Origin of the sequence: Streptomyces sp. NPDC001222, assembly GCF_042896945.1 — a bacterium.
Lineage (GTDB): Bacteria > Actinomycetota > Actinomycetes > Streptomycetales > Streptomycetaceae > Streptomyces > Streptomyces gibsoniae.
This window is the reverse complement of record NZ_JBIAXT010000047.1, coordinates 1-19,850: the sequence shown is the minus strand read 5'-3', so window position 1 is coordinate 19,850 and position 19,850 is coordinate 1. Positions and strand designations below refer to the sequence as shown.

The window sequence follows — 19,850 nt, the reverse complement described above, 5'->3', positions numbered from 1 at the left end:
GGCGGGCTGGCGTACGGATCGAGCGGAGAGACGAGGCAGCCAGGAACCGGGTTGCAAAGAGGAGGCAAAGCCACGGGAGGCCGGTCGCCCTACGGGATGCCCGGCACCGGGTTCGGTCGCGCACACGGCCGTCGCGACCTGGGCTCACCGCCGGGCCGCGGGTGGTCGTGCCCGGGCATGGCGACCTCGGCGGCCCGCAGGTGCTCGCCGGCGTCCGTGACCATCTGCGCGAACTGCGCGACGAGACCTGGCGGCGGCGCGACTCCGCGATGCGCGAGGACGAGATCGTGGCCGAGGTGCGGGCGTTGCTGATCGAGCGTCATCCGGAATGGGCCGGGCGGGAGTGGATCGAGCGGGGCGTGGGGTGCCTGTGCGCGGAGCACGCCGGGAGCACCGGTGAAGGGTGAGTTCGTCGGCTCTTCGTCCTGGTGCGGGTACGGACCTGCACGCCCGGCCGCCGGTGTCCCGCCGGGCGGCGACATCGGGTGGGCGGGGAGCGCGGGCCCGTACCGCTACCGGGCGATCAGCCGACGGACAGGGAGAACGGCCCGGCCAGCACCGAGTAGCCGTCGTCGGCGAGGTAGTACACGTCGTACGTGCCCGCCCCGTTGAGCTTCCCCGTGGAGAAGGTCAGCGCGCCGCTGGCGTTGGGGGCGTAGGACCAGGTCAGCGAGGACTGCCGGCCCGGGGTCACCCCCGCCGGGTAGACACCGATCCAGTTCTTCGCACTCACCTGCGCGGCGGACGGCACCGCGTACCGGAAGGTGACGTTACCGCCGCTCGCGACCGCGTTCAGGGTGCCGGTGAGCGTCGGCCGTGTGGCGGTGGACGGTGCGAAGGCGGCGTTCAGCGGTGTCGCGTAGGTGTCGTTGGCGGTCAGGCCGGGCAGGCCGAGGGCCGCCTCGACGGTACGGCCGATGCCGTAGTGGTCGTAGTGGTCCGGGCTGCTGGTCCCGGCCGGGACGGTGCCCTGCGAGCCGACGGCCACGGTGGCCAGGTGGTTGTACGCCTCGCTGTCGCTCTCGTCCCAGGTCAGCAGGAGCAGCGAGCGCTGCTGGGTCCAGGCGGGAGAGGCCAGCACCGGGGCGAGGGTCTGCTTCAGCCAGCCGTCCTGAGTCTTCAGGCTGGTGGCGCTGCCGTTGCCGGAGGCCTCGCCGTCGTAGTAGTCGTCGGCGGCGATCCAGGAGAAGTTCGGGGTGGTCGCGGCCGACTTCAGGTCGGTGGTCAGCTGCGTCGTGTCGAAAAGGTGCGCGGCACAGCGGGACGCGTTGCCGCTGATGTCGGTGTAGTTGATGAACGGCGCGTCGTCGGGCTCGTAGTAACGGTCGTAGGCGGTGCTGGTGTTGCAGGGCGTGCCCATGCCCTGCTCATAGGCCTTCCAGCTCTTGCCGGCCGACTCCAGGGTGTCACCCAGGTTGCGCTGGGGGGAGTTGATGTCGGGCCAGTAGGTGGCGCCCTTGACGTAGGTGTCGCCACCGGCGACGGCGAGGTAGTTCTCGTCGCTGGGGTGGTAGACGCCGTGCGCGTCGGTCAGCGTCGCGCCCTGGTCCATCAGACTGTGGATGTAGGGCGTGTCCGCCGGATCGTTCATGATCTGGGAGTAGTCGGTGTTCTCCATCATGACCACGAAGACGTGGTCGTAGCCGGGCACCTTCGACACCGGCGGAGCGACCGGAGCGGGCGCCGCGACCGGGGTGTTCAGGGTGAGCGAGAGGTTGTCCAGGTAACCGGTCTCGTTGGACGTCGACAGGAACTGCACCTCGACCTGGACGGACCGGGTTCCGGCAGGGACCGCGCCGGTGGCGCTGCGCGAGAGGAACTTGGTGGCCAGGCCCCGGTCGCTCGCGGAGACGGTCGGCAGCGGGGCGGTCGCGCCGAGCGGCCGGCCGTTCGCGTCGTGGAAGTGCAGACCGACCGCGACATGGCCGCTGTAGACGGTCCAGCCGCCGAGCCAGCCGGAGAGGTTGTAGTTCACTCCCCCACCGTCGATCGCCGAGGCCGCCGAGGAGACGTCCACGGTCTGCGTCATCGCGCCGTCACCGAAGTTGCCGGGCCCGAAGAAGGCCTTGCCGGGCGCCTTGCCGTCGCCCGGCAGCCCGAAGGACCCGACGGTGGAGCACATGACGTCCGGGCCACCGGCCTCGGTGGTCCAGCCGGGCACGGTCGTGGCCGCGCCCCAGTCGCCGGTGCAGTAGCCGCCGGCTTCCGCGTCCCCGTTGACGATCAGATTGCCGCTGCTCCCCGCCGCCCGGGCGGGGGCGGGAGCGGCGACGAGCAGTGCGCCGAGGAGGGCGAGCAGCCCGCCGAGGGCTCTCCATCGCTGTCGCATGTGTGTACCTCGTCCCGTAGATGAGGGTGCCGTAAGGATGGTGTCGGCACTTCGGTCTGACCTGGCGTCACGAACGGGACATGGGTATCGGTCGCCCCTGTCGACCGGAAGAACCGCAACCAAACTTGTTCAGACAAGTTGGCGCCGGTGTAGGCGGCGGGGCACGGGGAGACGGCGGCGAGGGCGTTGTCGTGGGCGGGATGTGGTCGGCTCAGAGGCTGCCCGGGCGGACCAGGCCGGTCCTTTTCACCCCGGTCAGGATGGGGGCGACCTCGAGGGTGGCGACGTGCGGGAGGGCCCCGACGGTGTCGTTCAGGAAGTGGTAGAGCGCGTCGAGGTCGGCCGCCGCGACGGCCACGAGGAGGTTGGCCGGCCCCGTCGTGGCCGAGGTGAAACGGACCTGCGGGTGGCGGCTGAGCTGCCGGCCCGTCTCCTCCAGTCCCCCGGGTGCGACGGTGATCCACGGCCCCACGCGGGACAGCGCCCCTCACACCGGGTGGCGGCGTTGTCCCGCGTGGGGCTTGTGAGGCAGTGGTCACGGGCACCCTGGTGCTCGCCACCGACAGCCGGGCCGCGAGCCCCCGCGAACCGCTCGCGGTGCTCCGCCTCACGGCCCTTGCGGCACCTCGCCGCGACCTCGGGCACGTCCCGCACTGGTCCTGGCATCTCGCGGTGTCATGCCGGATTCCTGCCGAACGCGGTACTGAAGGACGCATGACTGCCGAATCCGCAGCGACAGCCGGACAGCCCGGTGTCCGGGCACACGTCACGCGGGCTGACGACCTTGCCCGACCCCGGGCGGCGCGGTGGGTGACGAACACCGGCCCGCGTGTGCGGCCCTTCAACAGCCGGGGCAACAGCCGGGCGGTGCCAGCGTCCCAGTGCACCGTCTCCAGCACGAAGTCCTCGCGTGCCTGGCCCCGGCGGCGGGCCTTGCTCCGCGCACCTCGGAATACCCCGATCAGCACCCAAAAAGCGCCATACCAACTATGCGGGATTAATCCGATTCCACAGAGTCGGCTTCCCGAAGAAATCCACCCGGCAAAGCAAAGTTCACCATTGCTTACACATGACCCCACTGGTAGCCTCGTTCTCGCTCTGACCAAGCAATTTCTGAATACTGGGGGAACCACTTCGTGGACATGCGAAGCAAGGGAATTTCCGCCGTCATCGCCTGCGCCACGACCAGCACGATATGCGGCATCGGCGCGAACACGGCATACGCGGCTCCGACGGGGAACGAGAGAGTCGTGGCGGTCGCACAGACGGCGACGGACGGTCAACTCCGCGCCGGGGCCGACGAGATCTGCGCCGTCATCGGAATCGGCAGTGGTGCCGCAGGCCTCACCAAGGCGCTGGCCAAGGGCGCGTCGTGGGTGGGAATCGGCGCCAGCATCGGGTGCTACCTGTACTCGAAGGCAAAGCAGGTGACGCCGCAGGAAAAGCAAGCCGCCATGACCAAGGCGTACAACGAGTACCAGAGGAAAAGCGACCTCAAGAAGCTCGAGGCACTCGGATATTACTGCCAGAAAAAGAGCGGCGGCGGTGGCGGTGGCGGCGATGTCGCGCCCGTCAACCTGCGGATCGGGTACCGGGACATCAAAATGAAAGGCGTGACCTACAAGTGCACGGCCACCGGGGACTGACCGGCCGCGGCGCGGGCTATGGAGAGCGATTCCTGATCGCCGTGGCACTGGCCGTGGTGAGCCTGCTGTGGATCACACAGGACATGGCCGCGTGGGCAACAGCGCTGTGCGGGGCCGGTGCCGTCGCAGGACTGTCGGGAGTGCTCTACTTCGGATGGCGCTACATCCGCTCACGCGGGGCCTCGCAATGAGGCTGCTCAGTAAAACGATCTCGGTGAAGTGAGACAGAAGGCGCCCGGGTCCGCCGGACGCCCGGTGCGAGGGGGGTGCGGCTGGTCCTCCACGAGGAGAGGCCGCACCCCCGCGCCGGAGACCGTCCACGCCGCCCCCGGCGGGCTTCATTCGAAGACGATGACCTGGCGTCCGACGACGTCGCCGCGGCCCAGGGCCTCCAGGTTCTCGTTGATGTCCTCGAGCCTCACTTTGGTGACGTTGTGCCTGACGAGGCCGGCTTCGGCGAGGGAGAGCACCTCGACGAGGTCCATGTGGTTGCCCCAGAAGGAACCCAGGTAGGACAGTTCCATGCCGACGAAGGGGAACTGACGGTGCTCGACGCGGTGGCCCATGAGGCCTACGGCCGCCAGCGCGCCTTCGGGGCCCAGCAGGTCGAACCCCATGGACACGGACGCCTCGCTGCCGACGCAGTCCAGAATGGCGTCGATCGTTCTCCGGCCGGTCAGCCGCTCCAGTTCGTCCTGTATGGCGTCGGCGGACCTGTCCCTGACGTTGATTGCGTGGTCCGCGCCGTTCTCCTTCGCCACGTCCAGTTTGCTGTCCGTGCGCGCGAGTGCCACCACGGTCGCGCCGCCCCCGAGCAGTTTCGCGTACTGGACCGCATAGCTGCCCAGCCCGCCGATGCCCGTGACGGCGACGGTGCGTCCCGGGCCGAGCTTGCCTGCGTCCCGGAGCTTTCTCATCCCTCGGTACGGGGTCATGCCCGCGTCGGTCATGGGGGCCAGGAGCTCAGGCGCTTTCGCGGCGTCCTCCGAGACCGGGATCGCATGGCGGTACTCCACGGCCATGTACTCGGCGAAGCCCCCGGGCGGGCCGAAGCCCACCCACCGGCCGTTACCGCTGCACAACTGCTCGTTGCCTTCGCGACACTGCCGGCACGTGCCGTCTCCCCAGCTGGGATTGACGACCACCATGTCGCCCTCCGAGTAGCCCACTTCCTTCGGTACGCCGCTGCCCAGTCCGGCCACTCGGCCCGTGACCTCATGCCCGGGGATGTAGGGAAGCGCGACGGGGAACGGGCCCTTGAAATAGCCGTCGAGGAGTTGGTAGTCGCTTCGGCACATTCCCGTGGCGGCGACCTTCAGGAGAATCTCGTCCGGCCCGGGCCGGGGCACGGGCACCTCTTCGATGCGAAGGGGTTCCCGGTATCCGTACATCCGGGCTGCTCTCATCTGCACCACGTGCGCCTCGCTCTCGCCGGCAAGCGGAACAGCGGCCCGGGCCGTGCGGCTTGCGCAGGAAACGGGTTCTGGCGTCGCTCACCGCGGCCGCCGCTGCGGATATCACCATCGTCGCGTGGCTGCACCTGCCACGCATTTCCGGTCCGTGCCAGATGATCGGCAATGAGGGCGCGGGGCGGGCAAGATTGCGGCAAACAGGTGAATTGCCGGTCTGGTCAAGTGGTCCTACGGTGGATTCATGGCTATCGCAACGACGAGTCCGGTGACAGGGGAGGTCCTCAGGAGGTTCGACGAACTGAGTCCCGAGGAACTGGAGGACAAGCTCGCCCGGGCGGCGGCCGCGGCCGCCTCGTACCGGCTGACGAGCCCCGAGGAACGAGCGGGATGGCTGCAGCATGCGGCCGAGCGCCTGGAGAAGGAGATCGAGAGCGTCAGCCGGATGATCACCACGGAGATGGGCAAGACCTTCCGTGCGGCGGAGGAGGAAGTGGCCAAATGCGTCCGCGGGCTGCGCTTCTACGCCACCGAGGGCCCCGCGTTCCTGCGGGACCTCAGCGGTGACAGCGGGCGCGTGGGCGCGAAGCAGACCTTCGTGACGTACCAGCCGATCGGTCCGGTGCTCGCGGTGATGCCGTGGAACCTGCCGTTGTGGCAGGCCATGCGGTTCGCCGCTCCCGCCCTGATGGCGGGGAACGTGGGGCTGCTCAAACACGCCTCGAACGTGCCGCAGTGCGCCCTGTACCTGGAAGAACTCTTCCGTGAGGCGGGCTTCCCGGACGACGTGTTCCAGACGCTGCTGATCTCCGCGGGAAGGGTGGAGCAGGTGCTGCGCGACCCGCGGGTGGCGGCCGCGACGCTCACCGGCAGTGAACCGGCGGGACGGTCGGTGGCCACCATCGTCGGCAGCGAGGTCAAGAAGGTGGTCCTCGAACTGGGCGGTTCGGACCCGTTCATCGTCATGCCCTCCACGAATCTGGAGCGGGCCACCGATGTCGCGGTCAAGGCGCGGTGCCTGAACAACGGGCAGTCGTGCATCAACGGCAAGCGGTTCTTCGTGCACCAGGACATCGGTGACGCGTTCATCGAGATGTTCGTGACGAAGATGGACTCGCTGGTGATGGGCGACCCGATGGACGAGGGCACCGACGTCGGTCCGCTGGCCACCGAGTCCGGCCGGCGGGACGTGGAGTCCTACGTCGACGACGCCGTCAGCAAAGGCGCGACGGTGCTGCTCGGCGGCGAACGCCCGGACGGGCCCGGCTGGTTCTACCCGCCCACCGTGCTGACCGGCATCACGCCGGAGATGAAGATGTACCACGAGGAGGTCTTCGGCCCCGTGGCGCAGGTGTGGACGGTCCCTTCCCTGGAGGAGGCCCTGCGGGAGGCCAACGGCCACCCCTACGGCCTCGGGTCCAACCTGTGGAGCGAGGACCAGGACGAACGCGAACTGTTCGTCCGCGACGTGCAGTCGGGCATGGCCTTCATCAACGGCAACACGACCAGCTACCCCGAGATCCCCTTCGGCGGCGTCAAACGCAGCGGCTACGGACGCGAGCTGTCCGACCTCGGCATGCGGGAGTTCATGAACGCCAAGACCGTCTGGGTCGGCCAGGACGCCTGAACCCCCGGGTACCTTGCGGCAGTCGACACCGCGGTCATGCGCGCCGGACGTCGCGGCGCGCACGCCCGCGGAGCGCATGGAGGCGCGACGATGAGCAGAGCGAACCGGACGCCGTCGTCCGAACAGCAGAGGCCCGTGGTCGCGGTGCTCGGCACGGGCACCATGGGAGAGGCCATGGCACGCAACATCGCGGCGGCGGGACTGGGGCTGCGGGCGTGGAACCGCAACCGCGCCCGCGCCGAACCGCTGGCCGACGTCGGCGCCACGGTGTGCGACACACCGGCCGAGGCCTGCCGGGGCGCCGACGTCGTACTGACCGCGCTGGCGAACGAGAAGGTGGTCGCCGACGTGATGGACCAGGCGCGCGACGGCCTGGGCGGCCACCCGGTGTGGGTGCAGACCTGCACGGTCTCCCCGGACGGGGGTCGCCGGCTCGCGGAACAGGCGACCCGCCTGAACGTCCCGTACGTCGAGGCCCCCCTTCTCGGCACCAAGGAACCGGCCGTGGCCGGCACCCTGACCGTCCTGGCCACCTCCCCCCAGCAGGAGACACGGGACAAGGTACGACCGGTCCTGGACGCGGTGGCCTCACGCACCGTGTGGCTCGACGAGGTCGGCCAACCGAGCAGCCTCAAACTCGCCTACAACGCCTGGGTCCTGACCACCGTCGAGGGCATCGCGGAGTCCCTCACCCTCGCCGACACCCTGGGGGTGGACCCTCACCTGGTCATCGACGTCATCGACGGCAGCGGCCTCAACAGCCCGTACGTCCAGAACAAGGGCCCGAAGATGCTCGACGACGACCTCGACACCCCCTCCTTCCCCCTCGAAGCGGCGGACAAGGACGCCGGCCTGATCACCGACACCGCCCGGGCCGCCGGCCTGCACCTGGGCATCGCGGAAGTCGTACGCGAACGCCTCGACCGCGCGGCCGACGACGGACTCGGCCGCGCCGACGTCGCCGCGACCTACCGCGTGTCCCGCCACGCCACATCCTGACCGGACCGTCCCTTCTAGGGAGGCGAGAGAGGAACGATGACCCGTGCCGGCCTCGCCGCCGCGCGTTCGAGCACGGCGCAACTGGCGGAGATCATCCCCCGGGTGAGTGACGAGCAGTGGGAGCTGCCGTCGGCGTGCGACGGCTGGCGCGTCATCGACGTGGTGGCCCATCTCGCGGCCCTCGCCTCCGAGGCGGTGGACCCTCCGCCGCCCGACCCCTCGCTGCCGAAGAACCGCGAGCGCTACCACGACCTGCGCGTCGACGAACGCCGTGGCCGGAGCCATGCCGAAGTCCTCGACGAGTGGCGGCGCAGCACCCCCCGGCAGCTGGACCTCCTGGAGGCGGCCCAGGAACCGCCCGGGGCCGACGAGCCCGTCGACGTGCCCGGGCTCGGGACGTACCCGCGCCACCTCCTGGCGAACACCATGGCGTTCAACGTCTTCTGCCACCTGCGCAACGACATGCTCGCCCCGGACGGCCCCCTCCCGTTCACGCTGCCGGACGCGACCGACGACCAGGTCGCCCCCGCCGTCGAGTTCATGCTCGCCGGCCTCCCTCAGATGCAGGGGCCCGAACTCACCGCCACCGTCGACCGGCCCCTCGTCCTCGACCTGACCGGGCCGGGCGCAACCACCGTCACCGTCCTCCCCGCGACCGGGCCGGACGGGCAGCTGACCGTGGCACCCGGTGCGGACGCCACCACCCAGGTCCACAGCACGGCACTCGACTTCATCGCGTGGGCCACCACCCGCAAGCCCTGGCGCGACCACTGCCGCATCACGGGGGACGCATCCGCCGCGACATCGTTCCTCGACCGCCTCGACATCATCTAGGAGGGATTCCAGCGCAACGTCTTCCGGAAGGAGCGTCCCATGGCCAAGATCCTTTGCGTCCTGACCGGCGCGAGCTACTGGACCCTGAAGGACGGGCACCGACACCCCACCGGGTACTGGGCCGAGGAGTTCGTGGCTCCGTACACCGTGTTCACCGACGCCGGACACGAGGTCACCGTGGCAACTCCGCGGGGTGTCGTCCCGGTTGTGGACACGATGAGCCTGGAGCCCCGTATGGCTGGCGGCGAGGAGAACGCCCTCCGGCAGGAGGCCGTCATCGAGTCGGCGGACGAGCTGCGGCATCCCATCTCCCTCAAGGAAGTGCGCCTCGAGGACTACGCCGCGGTCTACTACCCCGGGGGCCACGGGCCGATGGAAGACCTCTCGGTCGACCCCGACTCCGGAGCACTGCTGCGCAAGGCACTCGCCTCCGGTAACCCCCTCGGCATCGTCTGCCACGCCCCGGCCGCCCTCCTCGCGACCCGTGACGCGAACGGCGACACGCCCTTCGCGAACTACCGTGTGACGGGGTTCTGCAACGAGGAGGAGGCCGGCGTCGGTTTCGCCGACAAGGCCAAGTGGCTGCTGGAGGACGAGTTGAAGAAGCTGCCCACCCAGTATTCGCGGGGTCCCGCCTGGGAGCCGTACACGGTGGTGGACCGCACCCTCTTCACAGGGCAGAACCCCGCTTCCTCGGGTCCTCTCGCCAAAGAGCTCGTCGAGGCTCTGTCCTGACCAGGGGGAGGCCAGGACGGGTCAGCCCTTGGCGGCGGGGACGGTCTTGCCGTGGCCGACGACGATCTCCTGCTTGATGACCAGGTGCCGAGAGGGCACGCCCCGCTCCGGAGCCGAAGCGACCGTCACACTGCTGCCCAACCCGACAGCTGCGACAGCACGGCGACCGTCGCTTTGCCGACGCCGGCCGCGGAGGCCGGATTCTGCCCCGTGACCAGGGATCCGTCGACGACGACGTTCGCTTCGAAGTGCGACACAGCAGCGTGCCTGCCGCCTCGTTCCTCCAGCCTGGACCGCAGCGGGAAGGGCACCACCGAGGTCAGTCCCACGGCTTCCTCCTCCGCGTTCGTGAAGGCCGTGAGCCGCTTGCCGTCGATCAGATGGGAGTCGTCCGAGAGCCTGACGTCCACCAGAGCCGCCAGACCGTGGCTCACGGCAGCGACGACGCCGCCTCCCTCGTAGACATCCCTGGTCACGCGAGCCAGGGCCGCATCACCGGGAAAATCCCACATGGCACCATGCCCGCCCACGAACAGGATCGCCTCGTAGTCGCTCGGCGTGACCTCGGCCGGGCGCCGTGTGTTCGCCAGCTGCTCCGAGATGGACGCGTCGTCGAGGAAGGCCATCTGGACCGAGTCGGTGACATCGGCCCCGTGCATCGGGGGCCCGCCTCCCCGAGGGGACACGAGGTCGATCACATAGCCGGCATCGGTGAAGATCTTCCAGGGACGAGCGGCCTCCGGCAGATGGAAACCCGTGGTGCGCCCGGTGTCGCCGAGCTGCGTGTGGCTGGTCAGAGCCATCAGGATCTTGCGAGGGGGATGCGCGGGAAGGAGTCCTGTGCCGTCAGCCGTCCGCATGCGATTCCTTGATCTTGTTCCGGATCTCGTCGGCCCTGCCATGGCCCAGGGCGTCGAAGACGTCCAACGCCTCGCCCCAGGCGGCTCGCGCGTCCCACGGACGTCCCATGGTCATGTAGGTGTCGCCGAGCCGGCCGAGGGTGTCGGCGCTCCCGTACAGAACGTCGCTGCTGCGACAGCGGGCAAGGGCTTCTCGGTAGGCCGAGACGGCCCGGTCGTACTCCCCCAGTTGCTGGTGTGCGTAGCCGATGCTGTCGTGCGTGTCCGCCGAGCCGCACACGTCGGAGGCCGTCCGGTGCAGGGGCAGTGCCTCCCGGCAGTGGACCAGGGCCTGCTCGTACTGTCCGAGCAGGGCGTGGTACCAGCCGACCGCGTTGAGAGAACGTGCCGTGGTCGCGGCGTCGCCGCTTGCGCGGCTGAGATCCAGGGCTGTCTCCGCGTGGTCCGAGGTCGATCTCGTCCGTTCCTCGCCACGCCCTGACCGGGCCGAGGACGGCGAACCGCAATGTCTCTTTCAACAGACTTCCTTTTACACCCGCCGACAAGCCGCCCCCAGCTCGGCGGATCGGCCCGCCGTACTGCTCACCCATTGCACGGAAGGGTCTATTCCATCGATTCCCTCCGTACACCCCTCGCATAGGCGGCGGGCGTCTCGCCGTACAGTTCCTTGAACTGGCGGATGAAGTGACTCGAGTCAGAGAAGTTCCATTTCTCGGCGATCTCTGAGATCTTCGCCGCCCCGCCGGCCCTGACCAGCTCGGCATGCGCCTCCTGCGTGCGACGGCGACGCGCATAGCCCATGACGGAGTCGTCGACAGCGGTGAAAGCGCGGTGCAGAGTCCTCACCGAGATGCCCATGTCGCGTGCAACGGTGGCGGGAGAGAGGTCAGCCTTCGTCAGATTGCGGTCGATCACCAGCCGCGCCGCCTCGCAGGTGGCGTTCTCGGATTCCTGCCGGCCGGCCGCAGTGGTGCCGGATACGACTCCCGCCAGCAGGATCGCCGCGCATTCTTCGATCGCCCGCCGGCCGGCCGGGGTCAGGGCCCTTTGATCCTGCGCCTTGAGCATTTCCAGATAGGAGATCAGGGTTCTCGCCTCAGGGGACGAACTGGCGCCCACGGTTGCCGCCCCGAGCAGGCTCGGCGTGCGTAGGTGGCTCATGATCAGAGGGCGCGGCAGCATGATCCATCGATGCACCGTCCCGGGCCCGTACCAGAAGCGCCACGGCTCCCTGGTGTCCCTCACGCACATGTGCCCGGGGCCGACGGTGAAAGAACGAGTGGGATTCTCGAACCTGATCCAGCCGGACAGGACGAACTGCGCAACCGTCGGCTCCGGCCCGCCCCCTCCGCCCGAGACACCGCTTATGGAATCCGAGTACTGATTCGCATACACGACGTCGCCCACGCGATACCCGTAGGTGTCGAAGCGAAATCCCCGCTCTCCCCGATAGGAGGGCAGCTTCAGATCCGTCAGGTGGGCGAACAGACTCGGGCGCCATTCACGGAGGAGTTGCTGAGCACTCGACATCCCCTGTGGAGCGATTCTCAGCGATGCGAGCATCCTCAAGTGGTCGGTGCCGGACCCACCATTTCGGATGCCTTCGCGAGAGGCGCTGCGACCGGTCGTTTCCAGGAATATATCAGACATAAGCGGTGCGGCCCTGCGCCTGGCTCCTGATGTGGACGCCGGGCAAAAAACCTTGTACCAGCCGGTGTTCGTCAGATTGCGGTCGGGTGCGCGGAACAGAAGGAGGCACAGGCGGTCCGACAGAGTCGGGTCACGGGAATTCGCACTTCTTGCTCCTCGGGCCGGTCCGCCATCCGATCCCCCTTGACGGCCGGTGGCAACGGTAATGAGGGCAGTCTTACCGCACCGGGCGCCGTTCACATCCGCCAGTGGCCAGCCGGACTGGCTGGTTGCCCCTCACTCGGCCGGCTCGGGAGTACGCCACCGGCCGACGATGGCACGCACCGTGCACGTCCTCGGCCTCCGGCATGCCTCACAAGGACTCTTCGGCCGACTCGTTCGAGGACAACGCGTGATCGAGCTGGGCTCGCGAGCTGATGCCCAGCTTGGCGAACACCTTGCGCAGGTGGTACTGGACCGTGCGGGGACTGAGAAAGAGCCTCGCAGCGATCTCGGGGTTGGACAACCCCTCCCTGGCCAGCACCGCGATCTGGGTTCCCTGCTCCGTGAGGTCCCCACGCGTCGCGGCGTGCCGCCGACGTGCCGTCTCACCGGTGGCGAGCAGTTCACGGCGGGCACGGGTGGCGAACACTTCGGCCCCCACGGCCGCGAACAGCTCATGGGCACGGTGCAGCTGCACACGTGCGTCGCCCCGCCGGTGCCTGCGGCGCAGCCACTCGCCGTAGAGCAGGTGCGTACGGGCGAGCTCGGTCCTCAGTCCGGTGCGGGTGAGGTGCTCCACCGACATGCGGTAGTGGCGCTCGGCGTCCTCTTCCCCGGCCAGGGCACTGACCCGGGCCTCGATACCCAGCAGCCAGGCAGTCGGTGCCACGCGCGTACGCTCACCGAGCCACGCGCCCACGGCCTTCAGCCGGTCCAGGTCACCCGAGCGAGCCGCGGCCTCTGCCAGCTCAGGGACGATCAGTGGTCCGTAGGCCAGGTCCTCGCGCTGGAACGCGCGCCACATGGCCGCGCACGCGGCGTCGTGCCGGCCGGCCGCATTGTCCATGACGGCCCCGGCGTAGTCGGCCAGCGTGGCGAAGCGGGCCAGGCCATGGGCGTGCGTCTGCCGCCTCTCCGTGTCGATCATTTCGCGGGCTCTGCCCACCTCCCCCCGCCAGGCCGCGATCAGCATGTTGGTGTGCACCGCTGGGACATCGTTCATCGCCTCGGCGATCAAGCGCTCCTCCTGGAGCAGCAGGGTCGCGGTGGATCCGTCACCGGCCACGAAGCAGGTCCATGCGTGGTAGTTGAGCGCGATGCGCAGTTGCGCGAGTGCGCCCGCCGTCCGGGCGAAGTCGACCTGGCGGGCACTGATCAGAAGCCAGGCATCGGCGTCCCGCAGTTCCATGGCCAGGGTCACGCTCGGCCGGGCCCGGTTCAGCCGGAGCCACGGACCGGTGTCGTCCGGGCGCTTGTGCGCGGCCAGAACCAGTTCCATGGCTCGGGCCGACGCGGGGGCAGCAGCGGCGTAGCCCCCGGTGACGCGCGTCGAGAGCGCATCCAGCAGGACATCCACCGCACACTCGGGGTCCCCGGAGTCGACCGCCGAACGCGCGGCGTGCGCAGCAGCCGACACCCGTTCGGGGACGCCGGCCCACATGGCGGCGACGAGCGCGTCGAGATACGTCTCCCGGGCCACTGCGGCGTCGAACGCCTCCAGGCGCCGCGCCGCGCCGAGAAGCAGCCGCGCGGCCTCGGTACCACGCCCCGTCTCCAGGGCGATCTGGCCGCGGTTACGGTCCACCTCGGCGCCCATGCGGGTGTCGGGAGCGGCCTCCACCGCGCTGAGCAACCCGAGCGAGGCGTCGAGAGCACCCGCGTCCCGCTTGACCCGGGCGGCCCAGAGCAGACGGTGCGCGCGGGGACCCGGCGCCGCCGTCAGCACGGCGGCACGCTCGAGGAAGGCCGCCGCGGCGGCGAGCCCCCCTCGGGCCTGCGCCCGGTCCGCCGACCGCTCCAGTTCCTCCGCGACGTCCTCGTCCGGGCCGGACGTGGACTGGGCGCGGTGCCAGGCGTGGCGGTCCGGATCGGTCCGCGGATCAGTCGCCTCGGCCAGGGCCCGGTGCGCCTCTTGTCTTTCGTGGACCGACGCGGACCGATAGGCAGCCGACCGCACCAGGGGATGGCGGAACTGGACCCGTACCCCGAACGTGACCAGCTGTTCCTCCACCGCGCGGGTCGCCGCGTCCGCTTCGATCCCGAGCCGCCCGGCCGCCTCCCACACCAGTGACGGCTCGCCCGTGGGGTCGGCCGCCGCGAGGACGAGCAGCCGCCGGGTCGGGATCGGCAGGGCCTCCAGGCGATGCCGGAAGCTCTCCTCGATCCGGCCCGTGAGCGGAAGCACGCCCGGCAGCGCGAAGCCGCCGGCCAGTTCGGCCGGCGTCACCTGGCGCGACAGTTCCAGCAGGGCCAAGGGGTTGCCCCGCGTCTCGCTCACGATCTGATCGCGCACCCGGGAGTCCACCGCACCGGTGAACACCGAGTCCAGCACGCCACCGGCGTCCTCCTCGGTCAGTCCCTCGACCACGAGCTGGGGCAGCCCCCTCAGTTCGTCGCTGACCTCGCGTGCCGCGAAGAGCAGACCGACCGACTCCACCTCCAGCCGGCGCGCGACGAAGGCCAGTGCCTGCGCCGAGGCGCGGTCGAGCCACTGCTCGTCGTCCACCACGCAGATCAGCGGCTTCTCCTCCGCCGCCTCGGACAGCAGGGTCAGCACCGCCAGAGCGATGAAGAAGCGATTCGGAGGCGGCCCTGCGGTGATGCCGAACGCCGCGCTCAGCCCTCGTGTTGCGGTGCCGGCAGCCGGTCGAGTCCTTCCGGCCGGCGCCCGAGCAACTGGTGCAGACCGGCGAAGGTCAGCTCCATTTCCGACTGGACGCCCACCGCTCGCAGCACCCGGCAGTCCTCGGCCTGTTCCATCAGGTGCTCCAGCAAGGCCGTCTTGCCCACACCCGGTTCACCCCGCAGCATCAGTGCCCGGCTCTGGCCGCGACGCACCGCGCCAACGAACTCCTTGAGCACCGTGATCTCCCGCTTTCGACCCAGCAGCTCATGCGCAGGTCCGATGCGAGGGGGAAAGTCAACCATGCTGTGAATGCTACTTTTCGTCGAGATGGGTGCTTACGTGAACGTACGCTGTGGCGGGCCGCTTACGCGCGGTGTTCTCATCGGGACGGTGTCCTCCGCCCAGTGCCTCGTACGCATGACGCGCCCGCCCCGATTCTTCGGCGCAGGCAATCACGAGAGGGCTGGGCACCGCTTTCAACCCGCGACGCGTACGCAATATTTCCCGGCCTGACCTTCACCGTCAAGGACCGGACGCCGACGCAGCGATTCCGTCTCCGGAAAAATGGAATACGAACGCCACCGGCACAGAACAGCAATGCCGGAACCGGGCCGGTGGGCCTTTTCGACGACGTCAGGGATTATGCTTGCGCAAGAGCTGTAGTAACCACGTGGATCTCGGACCGAGGCTGCGGCGGTGCAGCAACCTTTGACGATGGACAAGAACCCGTAATCCCAATGAATGCGCCCCAGTCATCGGCATTCGAAATACTGGTGTCGAACCACAAGCAGCCGCTTCACGCCTATGTCACACGTCTGCTGCACGACCGTCACGCGGCGGAGGACATCGTGCAAGAAACATTCCTGCGGGCATGGCTGCACGCCGACCACCTGCACGACCGGGTCGGTGCAGGGCTGGCTCCGCACCGTGGCGCCCAATCTGCTGATCGACAAGAGCCGCAAGTTCGCGTCCCAGCGGGAGTTCGCGGACGCGGACGGTCCGGAAGCCGTTCAGGACGATCACGTCGGAAGCGTGCTCGACGGACTGGAAGTCGTGCAGTTGTTGCGGAAAGCCTGCGAGGAGCAGCGTGCGGTGCTGGTGCATCGATATCTCTGCGGCAGATCCCTTCAGGAGACCGCGTATGTTCTGGGAATACCGGAGGGCACGGTGAAGTCCCGGCAGCACTACGCACTCGACACCCTGCGCAAAATCCCCAGGTGATTCAGGACGGACGGTTCCCTGCACGACGGCTGCTGTCTCGCGCAGGGCACAGTGGTGTTTCAGGACCGCGAACATTTCCACCTCCGCGATCACGCCGTTCGGGGCGGGTGGTCGGTTGCCGCCGGTGGTGGACCCGACAGCCATGACTGCACTGCAGCGGCAGATCATGTGACCGATGAGCCGAAAAGGGTGCGTGTCCAGTACTGGGTGAGCCGGGACGGCTGACCGGCCGGCGCTCCGCTCCCGGCGCCGGTGGACCCGGCACCGTTGGATCCGGCACCCCCGTTCGCAGCGGCGGATCCGGCCGCCGCGGGGGCCGAAGCAGGCACACTGGCGGCCGTGGACGCGGATCCGCTGTCGGAGCTGCCGCATCCGGTGAGCAACAGGGCACCAGTCACCGCTGCGGCCAGGCCGAGAGATGCGTAGGAACGCGTCATTTGACTTCCCGTCGTATCCATGCGAGCCGGCGTTGCGCACAGCGCGCCGGGACGCGCCGGGCCGAGTGGGCAACAACGTGCATGCCCGGGTGCCGAAGCGGGCAGCCATGGGCCGTGCTGTTGCCATGGCCAGCCAACCGTTGGAGCGTCCACGACCCATCGACGTCGTGTTGACGATTCGTTCTTTCTCGGTTGACACACCGCCGGTGCGTCGCCCGTACGCGTGATGGAGGTGCCGTGCGGTCGCGGCCGTCACCTCTCCGAAGGGCCCGGTGGACATGTCCGCCCGTCCAGGAGTGAGCCGGCCGTCGGGACCTGCCTCGTGGTGCCGACAGCCCCTGCGGCCAGGCGGGTCAGCGGCTCGCCGCCGAGGCCGAGGAAAAGACGCTGGTCGTAGTCGATGGTGCGGGCCAGTGAGGCGGCCGCGGCGGAAGCTGCCTTGGCGGCGTCGGCGGCGTAGCCGAGGGCGTCCTCGGAGTAGGTGCGGGCGTCGGCGACGTAGCCGGCCGCGTTGGCCGCGTGCTGTGAGGCAATTGCCAAGGCGTGCGAGCGCAACAGCTTCCCCGGTACCACGCGAGTTCTGACGGCTGACGGCACGACCAAGACGATCAACGACGTCCGGATCGGTGATGTGGTCCTCGCCACCGCTCCCGAAACGGGTCGTACCGAAGGCCACACCGTCACTCGTACCATCTACACGCCAAACGATACCGACTTCGTCGACATCACCATCAACGTCGGCAAGGCACGGATCACCGCCACACAGCACCACCCCTTCTGGTCACCCAGTGCCCACCGCTGGAACGACGCGGGCGACCTCAAGGCTGGCCATACCCTGCGCACCAGCAACGGCGAGACCGTCACGGTGGTCCGCGTCCACCGTTACCATCAGCTCCACCCGGCCTATAACCTCACAGTTGACAGCCTCCACACGTACTCTGTGCTGGCGGGTACCACGGCTGTGTTGGTGCACAACAGCGGTGTTTGTCTTTTCCCCAACACCATGCCGGGGACTCTCGCTCAGGAGCTGGCGCTCGCGGAGAATCTGGGCGTGAAGCCTGCCGCCGTCGGATCTGCGGCCTTTGACGCGGCAATCACCTCAGGGACGATCAAGTGGGCAGTTCGGGAAGACGGGAGTCTCGTAATCATCCCGAGGTTCGTCCAGGGCAAAGAGATCTAGGATTCTGCCGTCGCTTCCGTGAGCAACTAGCAGGCTGATCCCATCGGATGAGGCCGCCGATGGGATCAGCCTGATTTTTCGTGACGGTCCGTCGGTTTCTCTGGCGGGATGTTTCGGTTGTTCGGGCTGATGGTGGGCGGGTCGGTGGCCAGTCAGCCGCGAAGATCAGCGACTGTTGGTCCGAGTCCACCCCTCCACCGGCTGCACTCCGCGTACAACCTCGCGGTCGACAGCCTGCGCACCTACTGTGTGGCCTGACGGCTCTCGCCCTTTCGGCGCCGTCCTGCCGCGACCGGCCCCGCGGCTCACTCCTCCCGGGACGCCAGCGGCAGGAGCGTGGCGGTGAGCGTGTCGGCCAGCCATTCCTCGTAGGCGTCGGCCGACCAGCCCCGTCCCGCGGTGAGCTGGGTGAACAGCTGTGGTCCGGCCAGCGCCCAGACGGCATCCACCAGGCGGGCCGGATCCACCCCTGGACGCAGCACACCGGCCTCGGCGAGGTGCGTGACAAACGCGGTGACGCCGGCCAGCCGCTCCCGCTCGGCGGTCGCCAGGATTTCCCCGACGTCCGGCCCGGCCTCGGTGAGCAGGGCGAACAGCGCGGCCACCCGTTCATGGATGCCGCGCACGTACGCGGCGTAGAGCAGGAGCTTGGCGACCGGGTCCGCCGTCCGCAGGATCTCGCGGGTCTGGGGGCGGTCCGCCATGGGCACTGGTGCGTCGTCGCCGGCCAGCGTGATGTCCCACAGGGCCTTGACCATGCCCGGTTTGCCGCCGAACGACTTGTACACCGTCTCGGCCGAGACACCCGCCCGCTCGGCCACCGCACGGATGGTCGTGGCGTGGAAGCCGTCCCGGAAGAGCAGCTCGCGGCAGGCCTCCAGCACCGCGGCACGATTGCGGCGCGCGGCCTCGCGCCGACGCTCGGAGTTGTAGGGCCGGCGTGGCGTCTCGTCTGCCATCGACACACCTTCTGAATCTGTTACAGTCCGCTGTATTGAATATATCCAGCTCCGTAGCCGGAGGCTCTCATGTCCCGTCCTGCGAGGTGGCACCCGGCGTCCATCGCCTCGGTGATCACGGCGTCAACTTCTACCTGATCGAGGACCCCGACGGCCTCGTCCTGGTCGACGCGGGGCTGCCCACGCATCTGGAACAGCTCGGCGCGCTGCTGGACGACCTCGGCCGTCCTCTGGCCGACATCCGTGCCGTGCTCCTGACCCACGGCCATCTCGACCACACCGGTCTGGCCCACACCCTCCAAAAGGACGGCGCCGACATCTGGATCCACGAGCGGGACGCCTGCATCCTGTGCGACGGCCCGCGGAGCGCGAACCGCCATGCCAAGCCGGAGCGATCGATGCTCCCCTACCTGCTGCGCCGGCCCTCCGCGCTCGCCCTCCCCCTCCAGCTGGCCCGCTCCGGAGCCTTCACCGCCCCCGCCGTGCAGGGGGCGCGGGTCTTCGACACCGACCGGGTGCTGAAGGACCTCCCGGGCGCCCCGCAGGCCGTCGTCATGGCCGGACACACGCCCGGCAGCACCGCGTACCTCTTCGCCGACCACGGGCTGCTCTTCACCGGTGACGCCCTGGTCACCGCCGACGCGTTCTCCGGCCACAGCGGGCCCACGCTGGTATGCCGCTGCTTCACCCACGACAGCCGCGCCGCGCTCGCTGCTCTCGACCGGCTCGACGAACTGCCGGCGGCGGGCGTGCTGCTACCCGGCCACGGCGAGCCCTTCACCGGCGGCATCGCAGCCGCCGCCCAGTTGGCACGCGAGTACGGCGTCCGCTGACTCCCCGAACGCTCCGAACCCCCAAGGAGAAGACATGAGTTCCGCACCGTCGGACAACAACACCGAGACGAACGACACCGAGATGGCGGACTACTTCCGTCCGCGCGTCGTACATGTCCCCGCCGAGAAGGGCGTGGTCAAGTGGATGTCCGGCGACGTCTACTCGACCCTGGCACCGGCCGAGTCCACCGGCGGCATCCTGGGCTTCACCGATTGCTGGTTGCCTCCGGGCGGCGGGCCGATCGCGCACGTGCACAAGAGTGCCGATGAATCCTTCTACGTCATCTCAGGCACGGTGGAATTC

Annotated in this window: 20 protein-coding genes and 4 pseudogenes; 12 read left to right on the top strand and 12 right to left on the bottom strand. The window is 69.0% G+C overall.

Features of this window, described 5'->3' with window-relative positions; translation table 11 throughout:
- The first annotated feature begins 167 nt into the window (after positions 1 to 167).
- Positions 168 to 407: a hypothetical protein gene (locus ACFY2Z_RS37655; protein WP_390748499.1), complete on the top strand. Its 240-nt coding sequence runs from the start codon at positions 168 to 170 to the stop codon at positions 405 to 407.
- A 116-nt stretch (positions 408 to 523) separates the two neighbouring features.
- On the opposite strand, the gene ACFY2Z_RS37650 is transcribed toward ACFY2Z_RS37655, so the two are convergent.
- The 3 genes and pseudogenes from ACFY2Z_RS37650 to ACFY2Z_RS37640 form a co-directional block, all read right to left on the bottom strand.
- A complete protein-coding gene (locus ACFY2Z_RS37650; protein ID WP_390748498.1) occupies positions 524 to 2,329 on the bottom strand; it encodes an alkaline phosphatase family protein in 1,806 nt (601 codons plus the stop codon).
- Between the two features lie 211 nt (positions 2,330 to 2,540).
- Positions 2,541 to 2,801, bottom strand: a complete 261-nt coding sequence (locus tag ACFY2Z_RS37645; protein ID WP_390748497.1) for an Lrp/AsnC ligand binding domain-containing protein — start codon at positions 2,799 to 2,801, stop codon at positions 2,541 to 2,543.
- A gap of 269 nt (positions 2,802 to 3,070) precedes the next feature.
- Positions 3,071 to 3,279: pseudogene (locus ACFY2Z_RS37640) on the bottom strand (site-specific integrase); the annotation flags it as partial.
- A gap of 192 nt (positions 3,280 to 3,471) precedes the next feature.
- Here ACFY2Z_RS37640 and ACFY2Z_RS37635 point away from each other — a divergent pair.
- Both ACFY2Z_RS37635 and ACFY2Z_RS37630 read left to right on the top strand, forming a co-directional pair.
- Entirely contained in the window at positions 3,472 to 3,975 is a 504-nt protein-coding gene (locus ACFY2Z_RS37635) for a hypothetical protein (protein ID WP_390748528.1), read from the top strand.
- Positions 3,954 to 4,166 carry a hypothetical protein gene (locus ACFY2Z_RS37630; protein WP_390748496.1) on the top strand — a complete coding sequence of 71 codons (213 nt, stop codon included), beginning with the start codon at positions 3,954 to 3,956 and terminating at the stop codon, positions 4,164 to 4,166. The genes ACFY2Z_RS37635 and ACFY2Z_RS37630 overlap by 22 nt, the downstream gene beginning before the upstream one ends.
- Positions 4,167 to 4,313: 147 nt before the next feature.
- Here the strand turns inward: ACFY2Z_RS37630 and ACFY2Z_RS37625 are convergent, their stop codons facing one another.
- Positions 4,314 to 5,381, bottom strand: a complete 1,068-nt coding sequence (locus ACFY2Z_RS37625) for an NAD(P)-dependent alcohol dehydrogenase (RefSeq protein ID WP_390748527.1) — start codon at positions 5,379 to 5,381, stop codon at positions 4,314 to 4,316.
- Between the two features lie 247 nt (positions 5,382 to 5,628).
- Between ACFY2Z_RS37625 and ACFY2Z_RS37620 the strand changes: the two genes are divergently transcribed.
- The 4 genes from ACFY2Z_RS37620 to ACFY2Z_RS37605 all read left to right on the top strand — a co-directional run bounded on the left by ACFY2Z_RS37620 (position 5,629) and on the right by ACFY2Z_RS37605 (position 9,579).
- A complete protein-coding gene (locus ACFY2Z_RS37620) occupies positions 5,629 to 7,011 on the top strand; it encodes an NADP-dependent succinic semialdehyde dehydrogenase (RefSeq protein WP_390748495.1) in 1,383 nt (460 codons plus the stop codon).
- 90 nt (positions 7,012 to 7,101) lie between these two features.
- The gene (locus ACFY2Z_RS37615) at positions 7,102 to 8,010 is read left to right on the top strand and encodes an NAD(P)-dependent oxidoreductase (protein ID WP_390748494.1); all 909 of its coding nucleotides are present in this window, start codon (positions 7,102 to 7,104) and stop codon (positions 8,008 to 8,010) included.
- A gap of 36 nt (positions 8,011 to 8,046) precedes the next feature.
- Complete coding sequence (locus ACFY2Z_RS37610; protein WP_390748493.1) at positions 8,047 to 8,844, top strand: maleylpyruvate isomerase family mycothiol-dependent enzyme; 798 nt, start codon at positions 8,047 to 8,049, stop codon at positions 8,842 to 8,844.
- 39 nt (positions 8,845 to 8,883) lie between these two features.
- Complete coding sequence (locus tag ACFY2Z_RS37605) at positions 8,884 to 9,579, top strand: type 1 glutamine amidotransferase domain-containing protein (protein ID WP_390748492.1); 696 nt, start codon at positions 8,884 to 8,886, stop codon at positions 9,577 to 9,579.
- A gap of 125 nt (positions 9,580 to 9,704) precedes the next feature.
- Here the strand turns inward: ACFY2Z_RS37605 and ACFY2Z_RS37600 are convergent, their stop codons facing one another.
- The 6 genes and pseudogenes from ACFY2Z_RS37600 to ACFY2Z_RS37575 all read right to left on the bottom strand — a co-directional run bounded on the left by ACFY2Z_RS37600 (position 9,705) and on the right by ACFY2Z_RS37575 (position 15,218).
- The gene (locus tag ACFY2Z_RS37600; protein WP_390748491.1) at positions 9,705 to 10,439 is read right to left on the bottom strand and encodes a type 1 glutamine amidotransferase domain-containing protein; all 735 of its coding nucleotides are present in this window, start codon (positions 10,437 to 10,439) and stop codon (positions 9,705 to 9,707) included.
- Positions 10,426 to 10,719, bottom strand: a complete 294-nt coding sequence (locus ACFY2Z_RS37595; protein ID WP_390748490.1) for a tetratricopeptide repeat protein — start codon at positions 10,717 to 10,719, stop codon at positions 10,426 to 10,428. Before ACFY2Z_RS37595 ends, ACFY2Z_RS37600 begins: the two co-directional genes overlap by 14 nt.
- 18 nt (positions 10,720 to 10,737) lie before the next feature.
- Positions 10,738 to 10,866: pseudogene (locus ACFY2Z_RS37590) on the bottom strand (tetratricopeptide repeat protein); the annotation flags it as partial.
- A 176-nt stretch (positions 10,867 to 11,042) separates the two neighbouring features.
- A complete protein-coding gene (locus tag ACFY2Z_RS37585; protein WP_390748489.1) occupies positions 11,043 to 12,002 on the bottom strand; it encodes a helix-turn-helix domain-containing protein in 960 nt (319 codons plus the stop codon).
- Between the two features lie 439 nt (positions 12,003 to 12,441).
- Entirely contained in the window at positions 12,442 to 14,847 is a 2,406-nt protein-coding gene (locus ACFY2Z_RS37580) for a LuxR C-terminal-related transcriptional regulator (protein ID WP_390748488.1), read from the bottom strand.
- 59 nt (positions 14,848 to 14,906) lie between these two features.
- The gene (locus tag ACFY2Z_RS37575; RefSeq protein ID WP_390748487.1) at positions 14,907 to 15,218 is read right to left on the bottom strand and encodes an ATP-binding protein; all 312 of its coding nucleotides are present in this window, start codon (positions 15,216 to 15,218) and stop codon (positions 14,907 to 14,909) included.
- Here ACFY2Z_RS37575 and ACFY2Z_RS37570 point away from each other — a divergent pair.
- Positions 15,183 to 15,758: pseudogene (locus ACFY2Z_RS37570) on the top strand (hypothetical protein); the annotation flags it as partial. The gene ACFY2Z_RS37575 and the pseudogene ACFY2Z_RS37570 overlap by 36 nt on opposite strands.
- Before the next feature lie 64 nt (positions 15,759 to 15,822).
- Positions 15,823 to 16,137: a sigma-70 family RNA polymerase sigma factor gene (locus ACFY2Z_RS37565; RefSeq protein WP_390748486.1), complete on the top strand. Its 315-nt coding sequence runs from the start codon at positions 15,823 to 15,825 to the stop codon at positions 16,135 to 16,137.
- Between the two features lie 689 nt (positions 16,138 to 16,826).
- Here ACFY2Z_RS37565 and ACFY2Z_RS37560 read toward each other — a convergent pair.
- Positions 16,827 to 17,114, bottom strand: a complete 288-nt coding sequence (locus ACFY2Z_RS37560; protein WP_390748485.1) for a hypothetical protein — start codon at positions 17,112 to 17,114, stop codon at positions 16,827 to 16,829.
- On the opposite strand from ACFY2Z_RS37560, the gene ACFY2Z_RS37555 reads away from it, so the two are divergent.
- Positions 17,086 to 17,754, top strand: coding sequence for a polymorphic toxin-type HINT domain-containing protein (locus ACFY2Z_RS37555; RefSeq protein ID WP_390748484.1), 669 nt, complete (start codon positions 17,086 to 17,088; stop codon positions 17,752 to 17,754). The two genes, ACFY2Z_RS37560 and ACFY2Z_RS37555, sit on opposite strands and share 29 nt — an antisense overlap.
- A 305-nt stretch (positions 17,755 to 18,059) precedes the next feature.
- On the opposite strand, the gene ACFY2Z_RS37550 is transcribed toward ACFY2Z_RS37555, so the two are convergent.
- Positions 18,060 to 18,713, bottom strand: coding sequence for a TetR/AcrR family transcriptional regulator (locus ACFY2Z_RS37550; protein WP_390748483.1), 654 nt, complete (start codon positions 18,711 to 18,713; stop codon positions 18,060 to 18,062).
- An 86-nt stretch (positions 18,714 to 18,799) separates the two neighbouring features.
- Between ACFY2Z_RS37550 and ACFY2Z_RS37545 the strand changes: the two genes are divergently transcribed.
- Both ACFY2Z_RS37545 and ACFY2Z_RS37540 read left to right on the top strand, forming a co-directional pair.
- Positions 18,800 to 19,546 carry an MBL fold metallo-hydrolase gene (locus ACFY2Z_RS37545; protein WP_390748482.1) on the top strand — a complete coding sequence of 249 codons (747 nt, stop codon included), beginning with the start codon at positions 18,800 to 18,802 and terminating at the stop codon, positions 19,544 to 19,546.
- A 34-nt stretch (positions 19,547 to 19,580) separates the two neighbouring features.
- Positions 19,581 to 19,850 (top strand): annotated as a pseudogene (locus ACFY2Z_RS37540) (hypothetical protein); the annotation flags it as partial.

Excerpts from the sequence above, each read along its gene's own strand:
- ACFY2Z_RS37650 (WP_390748498.1), bottom strand. The coding sequence starts at position 2,329 with ATGCGACAGCGATGGAGAGCCCTCGGCGGGCTGCTCGCCCTCCTCGGC.
- ACFY2Z_RS37635 (WP_390748528.1), top strand. The coding sequence starts at position 3,472 with ATGCGAAGCAAGGGAATTTCCGCCGTCATCGCCTGCGCCACGACCAGC.
- ACFY2Z_RS37575 (WP_390748487.1), bottom strand. The coding sequence starts at position 15,218 with ATGGTTGACTTTCCCCCTCGCATCGGACCTGCGCATGAGCTGCTGGGT.
- ACFY2Z_RS37615 (WP_390748494.1), top strand. The coding sequence starts at position 7,102 with ATGAGCAGAGCGAACCGGACGCCGTCGTCCGAACAGCAGAGGCCCGTG.
- ACFY2Z_RS37625 (WP_390748527.1), bottom strand. The coding sequence starts at position 5,381 with ATGAGAGCAGCCCGGATGTACGGATACCGGGAACCCCTTCGCATCGAA.
- ACFY2Z_RS37550 (WP_390748483.1), bottom strand. The coding sequence starts at position 18,713 with ATGGCAGACGAGACGCCACGCCGGCCCTACAACTCCGAGCGTCGGCGC.
- ACFY2Z_RS37620 (WP_390748495.1), top strand. The coding sequence starts at position 5,629 with ATGGCTATCGCAACGACGAGTCCGGTGACAGGGGAGGTCCTCAGGAGG.
- ACFY2Z_RS37605 (WP_390748492.1), top strand. The coding sequence starts at position 8,884 with ATGGCCAAGATCCTTTGCGTCCTGACCGGCGCGAGCTACTGGACCCTG.
- ACFY2Z_RS37600 (WP_390748491.1), bottom strand. The coding sequence starts at position 10,439 with ATGCGGACGGCTGACGGCACAGGACTCCTTCCCGCGCATCCCCCTCGC.
- ACFY2Z_RS37610 (WP_390748493.1), top strand. The coding sequence starts at position 8,047 with ATGACCCGTGCCGGCCTCGCCGCCGCGCGTTCGAGCACGGCGCAACTG.
- ACFY2Z_RS37585 (WP_390748489.1), bottom strand. The coding sequence starts at position 12,002 with ATGCTCGCATCGCTGAGAATCGCTCCACAGGGGATGTCGAGTGCTCAG.